This window comes from Vibrio sp. 10N.247.310.23, from assembly GCF_041467155.1.
Classification (GTDB): Bacteria; Pseudomonadota; Gammaproteobacteria; order Enterobacterales; family Vibrionaceae; genus Vibrio; species Vibrio crassostreae_C.
On sequence record NZ_JBFSTZ010000025.1, the window covers coordinates 27,690 to 42,936 of the forward strand.

Genomic DNA, 15,247 nt, shown 5'->3' on the forward strand with positions numbered 1-15,247 from the left:
TCTTAACTCTTAACTCTTAACTCTTAACTCTTAACTCTTAACTCTTAACTCTTAACTCTTAACTGCTAGCTTTTAGCTCTTGGGACTTAAATCTAGCTAAGTCTAAACTCCAATTTCTGATCACAAGCGAGTAACGCGCATCGACAAGTCACTCGTCCCATCAAGATCTTGTCTACAAAATTGTTAGAACATGAGCATTTTCAATCATTTTCGATATAATTATAGAAAATGCCTAATATTTAAATACGTATGAATTTAAAAAAACTCTTCATTTTAGCTTTTGTTAGCGTCTTCTCAGGTTGTGCCGTCTACGCGGGTTTAAACTTCGACGAACTGTTTGGTGAACAACAAGTACGCGATCGCCAAGCACCTATTCTTTCAGCTCAAGCGCAGCACTTCATTGACGAAGTAAAGCCCATCATTGATAACCGATGCGTGGTTTGTCACGCTTGTTATGACGCCCCTTGCCAACTCAAAATGTCTTCAGTGGAAGGTATAGACCGAGGCGCGAGCAAGGCACTCGTTTATCAAGGCACCCGCTTAACGGCATCAGCCCCTACTCGCTTGTTTGAAGATGCGTTAACCACGCAAGAGTGGCGCGATGCGGATTTTCATCCTGTCCTCAATGAGCGTATGCAGAACTCAACGGCTAACCTCGATGCTGGTCTTGTTTCTCGTATGTTGATCCAGAAAGAGAATCACCCTCTGCCCGATCAAACCCAGCTTGAAGGTTTCGACTTTTCAATCGATCGCGACCAACAGTGCCCAACCATTGAAGAATACGCTCAATACGAGAGAGATTACCCAACTTGGGGAATGCCTTATGGGATGCCAAACTTAGACAAAACCGAATACGCGACTTTAATGAGTTGGTTGGAAAATGGCGCGTTAATGAACGACCACATTCCATTGACTGATGCAGAACAAGAGCTCGTTAATGTCTACGAAAGCTTTTTAAACAAGAGCGACAATAAGAGTCAACTTTCAGCACGTTATATCTACGAGCACCTGTTTTTATCTCATGTCTATTTTTCTGATTTAGCTCAACCAACGCGTTTCTTTACTGTTGTTCGCTCTGCAACACCACCAGGTGAAGCGGTACAACGCATCACGACTCGTCGCCCTTATGACGATCCAAAAGTAGACAGTGTTTACTACCGTCTGATTCCAGAACAAGGCACTATCGTCGACAAAACGCACATGCCTTTCGCACTTAATAAAGAGCGTCTACAAAAGTGGAATACCTGGTTTGTCGACGTAAATTACGAAGTAAAACAACTACCTAGTTACGACATCGATGTTTCAGCAAACCCAATGACATCATTTGAAGCGCTGCCAGTAAACTCGCGCTTCAACTTCATGTTAGATAACGCGCAAAACACCATCATGGCCTACATCAAAGGACCTGTGTGTCGTGGTCAACTTGCCTTGAACGTAATTAACGACCGTTTTTGGGTTTTCTTCATCGACCCAGAGAAAGCCGATGTTCCGGAAATCAACGCCTTCTACGCAAGTCAAAAGAAAAATTTAAAGCTACCTAGCGAACTAAAAAGTAACACCGTACCTGTGACCAACTGGGTAAGATACGCAAAGCAACAAGCGCAATACCTAAACGCGAAATCAGACTTCACTAACCAATGGTTCGAGAGTGGCGTCCACCTAGACACTGGCATCATTTGGGATGGCGATGGCATCAACCCGAATGCTGCTCTCACCGTCTTTAGGCACTTCGATAGCGCCTCTGTTGTACAAGGGTTAGTTGGCACGCAACCTAAGACTGCGTGGATTCTTGATTATGCTCTTCTAGAGCGTATTCATTATCTTCTCGTTGCAGGCTTCGATGTTTACGGCAACTTTGGCCACCAGCTGATTACACGCATGTTCATGGACTTCTTGCGTCTTGAAGGTGAGAGTAACTTCTTAAGCCTTCTTCCTAAAGACGTTCGTCACATTGAACACTCTAGTTGGTACCAGAACCAAAGCGCACAACTGAGTGACTATTTGCAGCGAAACATTGCACCTTTTGATCAGCCGACCAGCGTGGTTTACAAAACGGCGGATCCGAAACACGAACTGCTTGATATGATCAAAGATAAGCTCGCACCTGTTCTCGATAATCGCTTTGAGATTGTTGAAACAGGTTTTGGTAGGAAGAATGAAGCACTGCTTAACCAAGTGAATTTGATAAAGGGCGAAGGCCTGCGTCATGTGCCTCAATTAGTGATGATCATGATTGAAGGCGAAAACGGCGAAGAGCAACTGTTCACCATGATTCACAATAACGCGCACAGCAACATTTCTAGCTTGTTTAATGAAGAAGGTAACCGTGATTACGCCAATGATGACCTTACCCTCGTACGAGGCGTTGTCGGTAGCTACCCTGCGGCTTACCTATCATTAACCGAGAGCGAGATTCCTACTCTGGTTAAAACGCTGCAAAACTTAAGCACTGAAGAAGACTACGTGGCGCTGCTAGATAAGTTTGCGGTACGACGCAGTTCTAGCGAGTTCTGGCCATTCAGTGATCGCGTGCATCGTTGGTATCAACAAGACCAACCGATCGAGTTCGGATTGTTGGATTACAACCGCTTCGAGAACCGTTAGTTTTCACTCATAAAGCATAAAAGCAAAAATCCTCTGTCTTGGCAGAGGATTTTTTGTATATGAGAAAGTATCTTAAGTGCTATTGAGAAGCGACGAGTTCTCTATATTGAATCCGATGCTTCCGGTTGGTGTAGCTCATCAAAAAACGCACGCGCGGCGGGGGAAAGGGAATCTACAGGTTGCTTCAACACCACATAAAACTGACTCTTAAGGCTCCACTTCTCGGGCTGAAGCGGAATCAAGGCTTGGTCATAATGGCCACGGTCGATTAAATGAGACGGTAAAAAACTCAGGTGTGTGCCCGCCAAGGTTAAAATTACACCCGACTCGACATGCCAGCCATCAAAAGGCTTTACGGAATCGTACTGCTCAATATTCAGTAATCGGAACATCTCATCTTTGGCATAGCCGCCCATGTTGATACGACAGCCATCCAATGAGAAATCCTTGTCCATGATCTTCTCAGCCAGATCCTTACGCGCATACAGATAACTGTGCTCTTCAAACAGTGGGTATTTATGTTGAAACGCTGATTTTTGATGTGACCCTAGAACCACTATCATCATATCAATCTGGTTCTTTGCTAACTTCTCATTCAACTGGGTGAAATCCCCGACATCAACACTCACCTCAACACTGTTACTGCGTTGGTAAAACGTCTCGATCGCTTTGGGAAGTGGGTTATAAGGCAAAGTGACGGTGTTATCCAAACATCCAATTCGCACATGCCCAGAGAGTTCCGTCTGTACACCTCGTAACTTATAAGCGAAGTCGGTTAAGGTCGATTTTAGTTGGTTCGCATATTTATACACTTGCTCACCTTCATGAGTCAGCTTAAAACCACGTCGACCACGTTGGCATAATGTTAATTCTAAGCTTTTTTCCAAGGCAATAAGCTGATTACTTAGCACTGGTTGACTAATCCCAGTGCTTGCGACCGCCTGATTGATGCCTCCTTGTTCAACAATTTCACAAAAAAGCTCTAATCTACGTAGGTCTCTTTTATCTAACTTATTGTTTGGATTCACTTTGCCACTCACATTTGTTTTTTGTTATGTTTACATCTGATTATATTCATTTATTAACAATAAATACATCAGTATGCTTTATTCACACTTATGGAATAACAATGCATGGATGGCACTATGGCGGCAGAAGCTTACGTGAATAAACCCGAAGCAACACACAGCCACAAAAAGATAGATGACTTCGAGTTGGAACCCGTTCCCGAGAAGGCCAAACGATCTTGGTGGGTCATCAGCCTTATTTGGTTGGCAATCGGCATCGACATTTCGGGACTGTTTCTCGGCTCGATTCTAAGCAGCGGTATTGGTTTTGAAGACGCACTGCTTGCCACGTTTATTGGTTCAGGCTTATTGGCGATCATCGCGATGCTGTGTGCCAACATTGGCTTTCAAGCTGGCGTGTCTACCCCGCTGGTGAGCAGCGCGGTATTTGGCCGTAACGGCGGTAAAATTCTTGGCTTCATCAACGGCATCTCATTAGTCGGCTGGTTCGCATTCCAGGCTGATTTCTTCGCTTTCATCATGGTCGATGCACTGGCGAAATACGACATCATAATTTCACACCTCACCGCTCTTATTGGCGGCAGTGTGTTAATGATGATGACGGCTATCTATGGCGTTCGTGCTTTAGGCAAACTCAGTACCTATTCTGTTCCATTGATGGTGACGTTGATTACCATCGGTTTGTTTATGGCTGCTGATTATCAAGGTGGCGCAGCGCCATCGATTGAAGATCCTTTGACGCTTGGCCAAGCCATCTCTTTTGTTATGTCTATCTGGATTCTAGCTGCGGTTGCTGCACCTGATATTGCTCGCTACGCCAAAACACGCCGTGATGCGATTTTAGGAGCGGGTATCGGTTTCCTCGTCGGCAACAGTGCCATCATTCTTATCGCATTGATCTTGACCAAAATGACCGGCACCGACGACCTAGTCGAAGTCTTCTTCACCCTAGGTTTAGGCATGGCGGCCATTATAGTACTGGTATTCGCACAATGGACCACCAACAGTAGCAACCTGACCTCTGGCGGCTTATGCATGTCGATGGTTCTACCTAAGATTCCGCGCCCTGTTCTGGTTGTGATCATGACCATCGTCGGCATTGGCATTGCTCAACTCGGCATGGTGAACAAGTTTACCGACTTCTTAATGCTACTCAGCGTAACCATTGCGCCTGCTGCGGGTGTCTACATCGTTCAATATTATGTTTTAGATTCGACAAAAATGAGCTTTGAGAACATCCAACAAGTTCCAGCTTGGATGTTTAAAGGCTTGGCTTCTTGGGCATTTGGTACTGCATTCAGCGCTTGTACTGCACCAGAGTTTTTCAACCTGTTTTCGTTCACCAGCATCTCGGCGTTAGACGGCATTCTTGCCGCTGGTGTGATTTACCTCGCCCTAATGAAGCTTTCTCCTTCAAGTGATAAGGAATAGTAGTTGTGATTATTACTGAACAAATGATTGATGATATCGCGCTGGGTGCGACGGTATTAGGTACTGGCGGCGGCGGTGACCCATACAGCGGTGCCTTGATGGCGAAAGTAGCCATTGCAACGGCAAAGCACCCTGTACGCATGATTCCTTTAGAAGACGTGCAAGACGATTGGATGACAGTGCCCTCTTCAATGATTGGCGCACCAACAGTCGCAGTAGAGAAACTCAATTCGAAAGGTCAAATGTTGATTGCTTTCGAAGCGATGGAAAAAGCGCTCGGCACTGAAGTAGCGGCAACGTTTCCTATCGAAGTAGGCGGCTTCAATTCATTGATTCCAATTCTCGTTGCAGCACAAAAGAACATTCCTGTGATCGATTGTGATGCGATGGGACGTGCGTTCCCAGAAGCTCAGATGGTGACCTTCTTTCTTGATGGTCTCCCTTCGGCACCGAACACATTGGCCGATGAGCGTGGCAATATCGTCACGCTTTATCCGATTGACGGTATTTGGTCTGAAAAGTTTGCGAGGCCAATTACCGAGCAGATGGGCGGCTCTGCAGCAATGTGCGATTACCCAATGAACGGTAAGAACCTAAAACGCAGCGCACTGCCTGCAACACTGACCCAAGCAATGAAGATTGGTGAAGCGATTAGACTGGCGAACGACAACAATAAAAGTGGCACACAGGCCGTATTAGACATTGTCGGCGGCCATACCATCATCAGTGGCAAGATTGTTGATATTCAACGTGAAACCGATGGTGGTTTTGCAACAGGTGGTGTCGTGATTGAAAAGCTGGCTCAGTTTGAAGATACCGGCGTCGATAACGTGTTTGTGCAGTTCCAAAACGAATTACTTCTCGCGCACAAAGGTACAAGCCGCGCAGACATGAGCCAAGATAACCTGCTGGCATCAACACCGGATCTTATTTCGATCTTGGATCATGAAACGGGTAAGCCAATCACAACCGAACAACTTCGTTACGGGCAGCGCATCGACCTTATCGCTTACCCTTGCGACCCCAAATGGCGCACTGACAAAGGTATTGAAGTCGCGGGCCCGGGTTACTTTGGCTACACCGTCGAGTATCAAACCATTGAACAACTAAAGTCTGCATTGAAGAGGTAGTCGCATGACAAACATTACGCTTGATTACTGCCGTTTGGGCATTGACGTAGGTGGCACCAATACCGACGGTGTGCTGCTCGACGCAGACTTAAATGTGATTGCCAAAGTAAAAACCGCAACCACACATGATGTTTCAACAGGGATCGACAACGCGATTTCTGCGCTATTAAACCAAGCAAACATTGATGGTCAGCAAGTGAAACACGCGATGCTTGGCACGACTCAATGCACCAACGCAATCGTTGAACGAAAAGGCTTAGACAGAGTCGGCATGATTCGCTTAGCGCTTCCCAGTGGTGATAGCGTCCCGCCCCTTTGTGGTTGGAGTGAAGCGTGGCAAAACCTGCTTGGTCAGCACTTCTACCAAGCACACGGCGGCTATGAATATGACGGCCAGTTGATTGCCGACATTCAAGAGTCTGAGATCCGCGAGCTTTGCCAGAAAATGAAAGGCCAAGTGGATTCCATTGCTATCTGCGGAGTGTTCTCTCCCGTCAACGGCGACCAGGAGCTTCAAGCAGCAGAATGGATTCAACAAGAACTTCCGGGCGTGAACCTATCGTTATCCCATAAAGTGGGCAGTTTAGGGCTTTTAGAGCGTGAGAACGCCACTATCCTCAATGCGGCTCTGCAAGGGACAGCAAAACGATTCGTTGACGGCTTTTGCAGTGCACTCATCAATCATGAAATCCACACCACGCCTTATTTCGGTCAGAACGACGGAACACTGATGTCACAGCAGTTCGCATTGATGTACCCGATTCTTACCGTGGCTTGTGGGCCAACAAACTCGATTCGTGGAGCGAGTCACTTAACTAAGTTAAAAGACGCGATTGTGGTCGATGTGGGCGGCACTACGTCTGATATCGGCGTACTGACTCACGGCTACCCAAGAGAATCGAGCTTAGCAGTAGAAATCGGTGAAGTGAGAACCAACTTCCGTATGCCTGATATTTTGGCGTTAGCCATTGGTGGTGGTACCAAGGTTCGCTTTGAACAGCAGCGTATAGAGCTAGGCCCAGAAAGTGTTGGCCATACCTTGACGCAAACGGCGCGTAGCTTTGGTGGTGATGAACTTACGCTCACCGATATTGCACTCAAAACAGGACAAATGCAGTGGCAGGCAGAACATCAACTGAGTGATGAGATTGGTGTTTCAGCCGAACAAGCAAGCAAGATTTATCAACAAATGGTCACGGATGTTGAAGAAGGCATCGATAAGATGAAGACCTCTGCGGCGAGTGTACCCGTAATCATGGTTGGTGGTGGTAGTGCCCTATTCCCAGATCATTTTGAAGGTGTGAGCCAAGTGGTTCGTCCTGAGCACTTTGAAGTGGCTAATGCGATTGGTGTTGCGTTGGGTGAAATATCAGGTCAATTCGATAAGATCGTACCGATTGACCCAGCATCACGTGAAGAGACCTTAAAGGGCTTGGAAGCGCAATCAAAGCAACTGGCGATTGAAGCTGGCGCATGCAGCGATAATGTCGCGATCATTGAACGCAGCGAGATTCCATTAAGCTACCTACAAGGCAATATGGTTCACGTTAAGATCAAAGCTGCTGGACATATCAAGATGGCTTAGAGCCGTTCCTTGAAAGCCTTACTTAGATTCTTATTCGACAATAAAAAAGCAGGTCACTTCTTCATATTAAAACGGAGAAATAGCCTGCTTTTTGTTTTCTGTTCTTATTTTGGGGCTTTCCGCCCAATAGCCACTCTATAGTTGCTCTCGGAGCGCTGCTAACGAGTCTTTCACCAATTCAGGTAATGAGTCTGCATTATCGCGATATTGAAGTAATGGATCCTCGCTCGCTTCAATGCTCTGGCATAAAGCAAACAGTGCAGATAATCCTAGGCTGCCGGCAGACCCTTTCAGTTTATGAGCTAAAGACTTAATTTCACGAGCGTTGTCAGCGGCACTTGCCACAATCAGTTCATCGAGAGTGACTTGGCTGCTTTGGTCAAACAACCCAACAATCTGCACTATTTTTTCTCGACCGAGAATGGCCAAGTCGTCTTTGATAATCTTAGGGTTAATCATCTGCACAATCGGTTCTCCTTGATTATGTTCCGCGTCTTGGTTTGCTCGTTGTGTCGAGCTTGCAAATGCCAATGCTGATAAGTCTAGCTCGGTTTCCTGAGGTTTAGAGTTTAGCTGACAGCAAACACCATCTGACGGATCCGGCTGAGGCAGCAACAGCGTGTGACCGTCCAACTGCTCAACAATCAATTCCGATAATGCTTCCTTCTCTAACGGCTTAGGTAAGAATCCATCAAAGCCAGACGACAAATAGCTTTCCACTTCTTCGTTAAACACATGAGCCGATACTGCGATCATTGGGGGTACTTTTCGAATTACGTCTTCTTCACTTTTATGCTGAAGCGCATCGTCTTTGAGTTGTTGAATTAACTCGACGCCATCGCAGTCGGGTAAGTTAATGTCCACCAGCGCAATATCGAACTCTTGCTCACTGAATATGGCTCTCGCTTCTTGTCCGGTTGTCGCAATCACAACCTCGTGCCCCAAGTTATGCAAGAAGCCTTCAGCAACGATGCAGTTTACGGGGTTATCTTCAATCAGAAATACTTTAGCTCGAATACACGCTTCAATGACCGGTACTTTCGTTTCTATCTTCTCACCGGCTTCAAGTGGCAGTGAGAACCAAAACTGGCTACCCTCGCCTTCTTCAGAATGAACGCCAATATCCCCGTTCATTGCCAACATGATGCTTTTACTGATCGCTAATCCAAGCCCTGTGCCGCCGGTTTTGTTGCGACCGCTATCGGTTTGGGTAAAGGCATCAAACAGACAAGCTTGTTCGCTAGCATCAATACCGACACCTGTATCTGACACTTCAAACATCACTCGATTTTCATCTTCGATATCTAAGCTGATAAAGATATCGACCGAGCCACTTTCCGTAAACTTAATCGCGTTACCGACCAAATTATTCAAGATTTGGCTGATTCGCGTTACGTCACCACGCCAATAGCGTTGCACATCACTTTCAATATGGAAATCAAAGTTCAGCTTCTTCTCAGCGGCACGCCCTTCCATCAATTGGTAGGTATCTTGAACCATCTGATGAAGATCAAACGAAGCAGTGCGGATTTCTAAATGCCCTGCTTCAATCTTTGAGTAATCCAACACGTCATTCAAAATCGCGAGTAGGTTCTTACCGCTGCGGTTAATGATGTCTGCATAGCCGGATTGCAGCGGGTCTAACCCGGTATCTTTGAGCAATCTTGCAGTACCTAATACACCGTTCATCGGCGTTCGTATTTCATGACTCATCGTCGCAAGGAAAGCGGATTTTGCGCGGCTTGCTTGTTCTGCGGCGTTACGAGCCTTAGCGTGGTTCCCTACCTCGATGTTCAGCTTCTCATTGGTCTTTTGCAGCTGGTAGGTTCGGTCTGTGACCAACTCTTCTAAGTGTTCTTTGTGCTCTTCAAGTTCGCGTTTCGCCTTTGCTTCACCCACCGCAACCACTTGTAGCGCCTGCGCGGTGTTTCTGGCAGTGATGATCGCCTCGCCCATATGAGCCAGCTCATCATTACCCTTTACCGAGATATCAATATTCAGGCGACCTTGTGCGATAGACATCAAGGCCGATGAGTATTCAGTAAGACGTTTAACAACCGAGATATACACCACTCGCCACACGATAAATGCAACGATAACCAAACCAATAACCGAAATCACAGACAGTGACCATTGAGCCAAATTCAACGTGCTGGTCAGCTCATCAACCGCTTTTTTGGTACTGCGGTTTGAATCATCAACCAGTTGGTTAACCGTTGTATTCAGCTGAGAGAACAGCTCCAACGTATTTTGCATCAGAAACTCTGACTTTTTGGTGTTCTCATATTGTTCTAATGAAATATCGAACACGACTTGGCGTTTTCTGAGCTCTTCTAGAAGCTGAGACATCTGCGCTGAACGAGTAGGATCTTCGACCGCTTTAACGCGGCGCGCCATGATTCTTAGGTTGGATTCAAATTCTGATTGGATTTGATGAATACGCTCTACGTTGGTAACGGTTTGCGTTTCTTCAATTTGGTTAAGCATTTTGAACGCCAGCAAATGCAATTCGTGTAGGCGCTCAGACAAATCAAGGTCAACCTCTACAAGCGCATCTAAGGCTTGGTAGGCTTTATCCGTTTCTTTGGTTTCTAGCAGGTCATAGATATGCGTGACGTTAGCAACCGCAATGGTAGCCGTGTTCAAAACTTGGGTTCGCGTCAACTGCTCTAGCTCTTCGGCCAATAGGCGCATCTCTTCGACACGAGACGACAACTCTTTGCTTAACCAAAGCTTACGCTCAACCGACACACCCAACTCAGCCAGTGTGTTAATAACGCTTTGAACATTGTTTTCGAGTTTATTGAGGAGCTGAGAATCGAAACTGTCGACACCAAGCTCTTTGATATGTTGAAGAAGCGACTCAAGTTGGTCAAACAGTACGGTGCCAGCCTCTTTTCTTTCGGCCTCGTTTCTCGCATTAGAAAGTGTTTGTACTGACGAAATAATACGGTTACTCAACTCAGAAACCTGACGAGCTTCGATCATGGCAGGAAGCGCCGAATCAACGACGTTTCTTTCCGTTTTGGCTACAAAGCTAAAACCAGAAACACCGATCAATGCAGACAATAGAACCAACAGTGCCATCACTAAGAATGAGGCCAGCAGCTTGCGTCCAATACTCGCTGAAGCTAACAACATAAACTCTAAACCTTAAAACGTTCTTCTTTACCCATGCAGAATACGCTATATTTTGCAGTGTTTCTTATCTAAAACCAACAAAACGGCAATTCATGCTATCTAGACCTTTCGCTTCAATAATTCTTCTCTCACTACTGGCCTCAGTAACTACTGTCGCAGGTGCTAGTGAGCCTTTGAGCCCAATAAAGCCCGCCAATGCCACATCACAAAAAGAGAAAATCTGTGCCATTTATCCGCACCTCAAAGACTCTTATTGGTTGTCGGTAAACTATGGAATGATCTCTGAAGCAGAAAAGCAGCAAGTTGAGCTAAGAGTATTGGAAGCTGGCGGTTACCCCAACGTGGCCAAACAAGCCTCGCAACTGGTGCTTTGCACGCAATGGGGAGCCGATGCCATTATTTTAGGTACGGTTTCACCCGATGCGTATCATGACAATCTCAGCGATTGGGTTGGCTCGACGCCTGTGTTTGCTACGGTAAATGAGTTAACCGTCAATGAAGAACAACAGAAGGTATTAAAAGGTACGGTCGGTGTCGATTGGTACCAAATGGGATACCAAGTCGGAGATTTTTTGTCGAAACGACACCCGAAAGGATCAGGCGAAACACCTATCGCCCTGTTACTTGGCCCACAAGCGAGTGGCGGCACTAAGCCTGTAGCACTGGGGTTTTATGATGCGATCAAGTCGAGTGATATCAAAATTGCGATCAGCTATTGGGCAGATAACGATAAAGAACTTCAAAGAAATCTAGTACAGCAGGTGATAGAAGAACCTGATATCCAATATATAGTCGGAAGTGCCGTCGCGATTGAAGCAGCGATCAGTGAGCTACGAGCGGCCGATAAAACCGAAGATATTGGGTTAATCTCAAGTTACCTAAGTCACGGAACCTACCGTGGTTTACTCCGTAACAAGGTACTTTTTGCGCCAACAGATAAAATGGTTGAGCAAGGTCGCTTGTCGGTAAAACAAGCCACGAGTTACTTACGCGGTCAACCTTACGAGCAACACAGCGCACCGATTATCGAAGCGCTGACACCTGCAACTCTCAAAGATCAAATTATCGCCGACTCATTGTCACCTTCTGAGTTTCGTCCGGTATTCAGTGTGAATCCATAGTGCTATATTGGCTGAAGAACTCAAAACAATAAAAACGAAACAACAATTTAGGGAACATTCATGCAAAAAACAACGCGCACTATGCCAACACACAAGCATATCGCTTTGGTCGCTCATGACCACTTCAAACCTGAGCTACTAAGATGGGTCAAAGAGAACAAAGAAAAACTACAAAAGCACTTCCTTTACGCAACGGGCACGACTGGTTCTCTACTCAGTAAAGAGACAGGCTTAGCAATCAAGAGCATGATCAGCGGCCCAATGGGCGGCGACCAACAACTTGGCGCGCTTATCTCTGAAGGCAAAATCGATATGCTGATTTTCTTCTGGGATCCGCTTAATGCTGTACCACACGACCCAGACGTAAAAGCACTGCTTCGTATCGCAAGTGTTTGGAACATTCCTGTGGCCACTAACCGCGCTACCGCTAATTTCTTGTTTAACTCTTCACTGCTTGAAGAAGAAGTAATCATCGAGATCCCAGACTACGAAGCGTACCTAGCTGAGCGCACGTAATCGCACGTTAAATGTGCTCTCTACTGAACAGACTAAAAAGCCTGCATTTTATCGCAGGCTTTTTTATGTCTCGTTTTCAGACATTAAACAGTTCAATCATAAAACAGTGCGAGAGTCTCTCTATTTATCGCTCCACACTGCCATCTCGTTGCCACTTGGCTCTCTGAAATGGAAACGTCTGCCGCCGGGAAAGCTAAAGATCTCACGGTTTATCTGACCACCAGCATCAATTACATCGCGCTCGGTTTGCTCAAGATCTTGGCTATAAAAAACCATCAGCGCCGCGCCATTATCCGTATTCGACGCCAGATCCGCCAAATAGAAGCCGCCCATTAAGCCTTTGCCTTCAAACGCAGAATACTCAGGGCCATAGTCTTCAAAGCTCCAACCAAACACTTGACTGAAAAATGCCTTAGTTGCGGCGATGTCTTTCGCAGCAAATTCAATGTAGTTAATAGAGCCGTGTTCCATAGCAAATTCCTTATGCTTTATGCGTCTGACTTGTGATATTAGGGCAGGGATTGAAGATCTAATCTTAGACAATCAAGTCAAGTAACATCACTTTTTACGAACAACTGGGTAATCAGAACCATGCAGCTCCTGCACAAAGCCAGAGCCGTCGCCACTGTGCGTGATCCATACTTTCTCTTTTGCCCGCGTCATTGCTACATAGAATAAACGACGCTCTTCAGCATAAGGGAACGCGTCTGATGATTCAGTCAATGCGCCATCAATATGCAGCTGTTTCTTCTTGGTCGGGAACTGTCCTTCGTCAACACAAAGAATAATGACAAAGTCCGCCTCTTTACCTTTACTGCCGTGGCAAGTCATGAACTTGATATCAATGGAAGTGAAGATCTTCTTCCAGTCTTCCAACAACTCTGGCTTGTGGTAATGATTACGTCCAAGTAGCAGCACCAATTTATTGGTTTTGCCTTTGGATTGACGGTTCAGTTGATCAAGAATCTTCTCAACTTCTTTACTTGGCGCACTGTACACCGCCTTCTGCTTCTGTTGCTTGAAGCTGTTCAGTTCTTTCGGAATCTGAATTGGGTTTTCTTGTACAAAGCGATTAGCCACCGCACCTAACTGATTGTTAAAGCGGTAAGTCGTATCTAGGTGATGAATGGTCGAGCTTTCAAAACGATCCTTAAAGCCCGTGGTCAAATCCACATCCGCACCTGCAAACTGGTAAATCGACTGCCAGTCATCGCCTACTGCAAAAATAGAGGCTTGATGCTCGGCTTTAGACTGATTACACAGTGCTTCAACCAAGGCAAGACGATCAGGTGAGATATCTTGGTATTCATCGATCATGATGAACTTCCAAGGTGAGATAAACTTGCCCTTCTCGACATACTGAGTCGCTCGGCTGATCATGATTGAGAAGTCGATATGATTCTGTTCTTTCAACTCCTTTTGCCACGCGGTTACACATGGCCAACACAGTGAAAGCTCGCTGTTGAGGCGCGCATAGTCTCGGTGATCAATCAGCTGTTGCTGTACTTCTTTTTTGGTTAAACCCGACGCATTCAACTGTTCTAGCTGCTTTTCAAGCCAACCGATCAATTTGAGGTTTGAAACGTGGCTACCAAGCTCATCGTCACCGGTTAAATAAGCGATTGGCCATTTAGACAAATGCTTTTGCCAACGTTTAAAGTTGGTCGGTGTCATCCAGTGCTTCTTCAACCAATCAATGCACCATGCTTGGCGTTGGTTGTCATCGAGCGCTAAAGGAGAAATAACCACACGTTCGGGTTCAACTTGATTCAGTATCTTTAAACCCAACTGGTGGAAAGTGCTGACTTGCACCTTCTCTGCTGATAAACCAATTTTGCTGTCGAGACGTTGCTTCATCTCTTCTGCCGCTTCACGACCAAAAGCGAGCAATAGCAACTCTTCAGCTTGAGCTTGATGGCTTTGCAGTAAATACGCGACGCGAGCCGTTAGAACACTGGTTTTACCCGAGCCTGCACCCGCTAAAATAAGGTTGTGATCATCATTCATCAACACCGCATATTGCTGCGATAAGTTCAGTGGTGACGACTCACATTGCGCAAACAACACTTCCCAGTTTTTTCGCTCGGTCTCTAGCCATTGCTGGTTTCTTTCAGCTTGCTTGATTTCCGTTTCAGATAACCATGGCTGCATTCTTGCGATGCGGTTTGGCATGCGTTGTGCGGCCTCTTCTAGCGTCATTGTCATACTCTCTAAGCCTGAGTTGACCATATCAACCCAAGTGTTGACCTTAGAATGCGGTAGAAAGGCTGGTAATTGCTCAAGACGTGTTAATTCAGCTTCCCACTGAGGTACGTGTTCAGCCAATTGTTCACATTGAGTGTCGTGCCACTTCTGATAAGCACTAACTGACGCGCGTGCAAATTGACGGCATTGATCCCAAGGTAAGCCTTGTACTAACCAACTGCGCTGTGTTCCATCTTGTTGATTAGCAAAAAATTGTAGCGATCCCCAGAACAATCCGCGCTTTATCGCGATCTTGCCACTCCAAATAGTAAATGGGATACGCTCTTCACTGCCTACTGAAGATAACAGCAAGCGTGGACCATCAAGTTCAACCTGATGATATTCATTTTGAATAAAAAACTGTGCAGTCTTGTTAGCGCTTAGCTGCATTGGAGTGTGCTCTTAATTGGGAATATTGAATTTATATCATGATGCAATGAGAATTAA

Annotated in this window: 10 protein-coding genes; 6 read left to right on the top strand and 4 right to left on the bottom strand. The window is 45.9% G+C overall.

Going from position 1 to position 15,247, the window contains the following annotated elements; genetic code table 11:
- Positions 1–249: 249 nt before the first annotated feature.
- The gene (locus tag AB6D93_RS17865; RefSeq protein WP_017064773.1) at positions 250–2,604 is read left to right on the top strand and encodes a fatty acid cis/trans isomerase; all 2,355 of its coding nucleotides are present in this window, start codon (positions 250–252) and stop codon (positions 2,602–2,604) included.
- A gap of 101 nt (positions 2,605–2,705) precedes the next feature.
- Here the strand turns inward: AB6D93_RS17865 and AB6D93_RS17870 are convergent, their stop codons facing one another.
- Positions 2,706–3,644, bottom strand: coding sequence for a LysR family transcriptional regulator (locus AB6D93_RS17870; RefSeq protein WP_017071124.1), 939 nt, complete (start codon positions 3,642–3,644; stop codon positions 2,706–2,708).
- Between the two features lie 93 nt (positions 3,645–3,737).
- Here AB6D93_RS17870 and AB6D93_RS17875 point away from each other — a divergent pair, with 93 nt between their 5' ends.
- From AB6D93_RS17875 to AB6D93_RS17885, 3 genes are read left to right on the top strand one after another with little or no spacing between them, the layout of a single operon-like run.
- Positions 3,738–5,063: a cytosine permease gene (locus tag AB6D93_RS17875; protein ID WP_017064775.1), complete on the top strand. Its 1,326-nt coding sequence runs from the start codon at positions 3,738–3,740 to the stop codon at positions 5,061–5,063.
- A gap of 5 nt (positions 5,064–5,068) precedes the next feature.
- Complete coding sequence (locus AB6D93_RS17880; protein WP_102332909.1) at positions 5,069–6,193, top strand: DUF917 domain-containing protein; 1,125 nt, start codon at positions 5,069–5,071, stop codon at positions 6,191–6,193.
- A 4-nt stretch (positions 6,194–6,197) separates the two neighbouring features.
- A complete protein-coding gene (locus AB6D93_RS17885; RefSeq protein ID WP_017064777.1) occupies positions 6,198–7,778 on the top strand; it encodes a hydantoinase/oxoprolinase N-terminal domain-containing protein in 1,581 nt (526 codons plus the stop codon).
- A gap of 135 nt (positions 7,779–7,913) precedes the next feature.
- Here the strand turns inward: AB6D93_RS17885 and torS are convergent, their stop codons facing one another.
- On the bottom strand, positions 7,914–10,919 hold the full coding sequence (gene torS / locus AB6D93_RS17890) for a TMAO reductase system sensor histidine kinase/response regulator TorS (RefSeq protein ID WP_102332910.1): 3,006 nt from the start codon (positions 10,917–10,919) through the stop codon (positions 7,914–7,916).
- A 92-nt stretch (positions 10,920–11,011) separates the two neighbouring features.
- Here torS and torT point away from each other — a divergent pair, with 92 nt between their 5' ends.
- Together torT and AB6D93_RS17900 are read left to right on the top strand one after the other, a co-directional pair.
- Positions 11,012–12,040: a TMAO reductase system periplasmic protein TorT gene (gene torT / locus AB6D93_RS17895; protein WP_102332911.1), complete on the top strand. Its 1,029-nt coding sequence runs from the start codon at positions 11,012–11,014 to the stop codon at positions 12,038–12,040.
- A 60-nt stretch (positions 12,041–12,100) separates the two neighbouring features.
- On the top strand, positions 12,101–12,556 hold the full coding sequence (locus AB6D93_RS17900) for a methylglyoxal synthase (RefSeq protein WP_017064778.1): 456 nt from the start codon (positions 12,101–12,103) through the stop codon (positions 12,554–12,556).
- A 120-nt stretch (positions 12,557–12,676) separates the two neighbouring features.
- On the opposite strand, the gene AB6D93_RS17905 is transcribed toward AB6D93_RS17900, so the two are convergent.
- Together AB6D93_RS17905 and helD are read right to left on the bottom strand one after the other, a co-directional pair.
- Positions 12,677–13,027: a VOC family protein gene (locus AB6D93_RS17905; protein WP_017071128.1), complete on the bottom strand. Its 351-nt coding sequence runs from the start codon at positions 13,025–13,027 to the stop codon at positions 12,677–12,679.
- An 87-nt stretch (positions 13,028–13,114) separates the two neighbouring features.
- Entirely contained in the window at positions 13,115–15,190 is a 2,076-nt protein-coding gene (gene helD, locus AB6D93_RS17910; RefSeq protein WP_102332912.1) for a DNA helicase IV, read from the bottom strand.
- Between the last annotated feature and the right edge of the window lie 57 nt (positions 15,191–15,247).

What these genes read in the sequence shown, in the direction of transcription:
- helD (WP_102332912.1), bottom strand. Translation starts at nt 15,190, where the DNA reads ATGCAGCTAAGCGCTAACAAGACTGCACAGTTTTTTATTCAAAATGAA.
- torT (WP_102332911.1), top strand. Translation starts at nt 11,012, where the DNA reads ATGCTATCTAGACCTTTCGCTTCAATAATTCTTCTCTCACTACTGGCC.
- AB6D93_RS17865 (WP_017064773.1), top strand. Translation starts at nt 250, where the DNA reads ATGAATTTAAAAAAACTCTTCATTTTAGCTTTTGTTAGCGTCTTCTCA.
- torS (WP_102332910.1), bottom strand. Translation starts at nt 10,919, where the DNA reads ATGTTGTTAGCTTCAGCGAGTATTGGACGCAAGCTGCTGGCCTCATTC.
- AB6D93_RS17905 (WP_017071128.1), bottom strand. Translation starts at nt 13,027, where the DNA reads ATGGAACACGGCTCTATTAACTACATTGAATTTGCTGCGAAAGACATC.
- AB6D93_RS17875 (WP_017064775.1), top strand. Translation starts at nt 3,738, where the DNA reads ATGGATGGCACTATGGCGGCAGAAGCTTACGTGAATAAACCCGAAGCA.
- AB6D93_RS17885 (WP_017064777.1), top strand. Translation starts at nt 6,198, where the DNA reads ATGACAAACATTACGCTTGATTACTGCCGTTTGGGCATTGACGTAGGT.
- AB6D93_RS17900 (WP_017064778.1), top strand. Translation starts at nt 12,101, where the DNA reads ATGCAAAAAACAACGCGCACTATGCCAACACACAAGCATATCGCTTTG.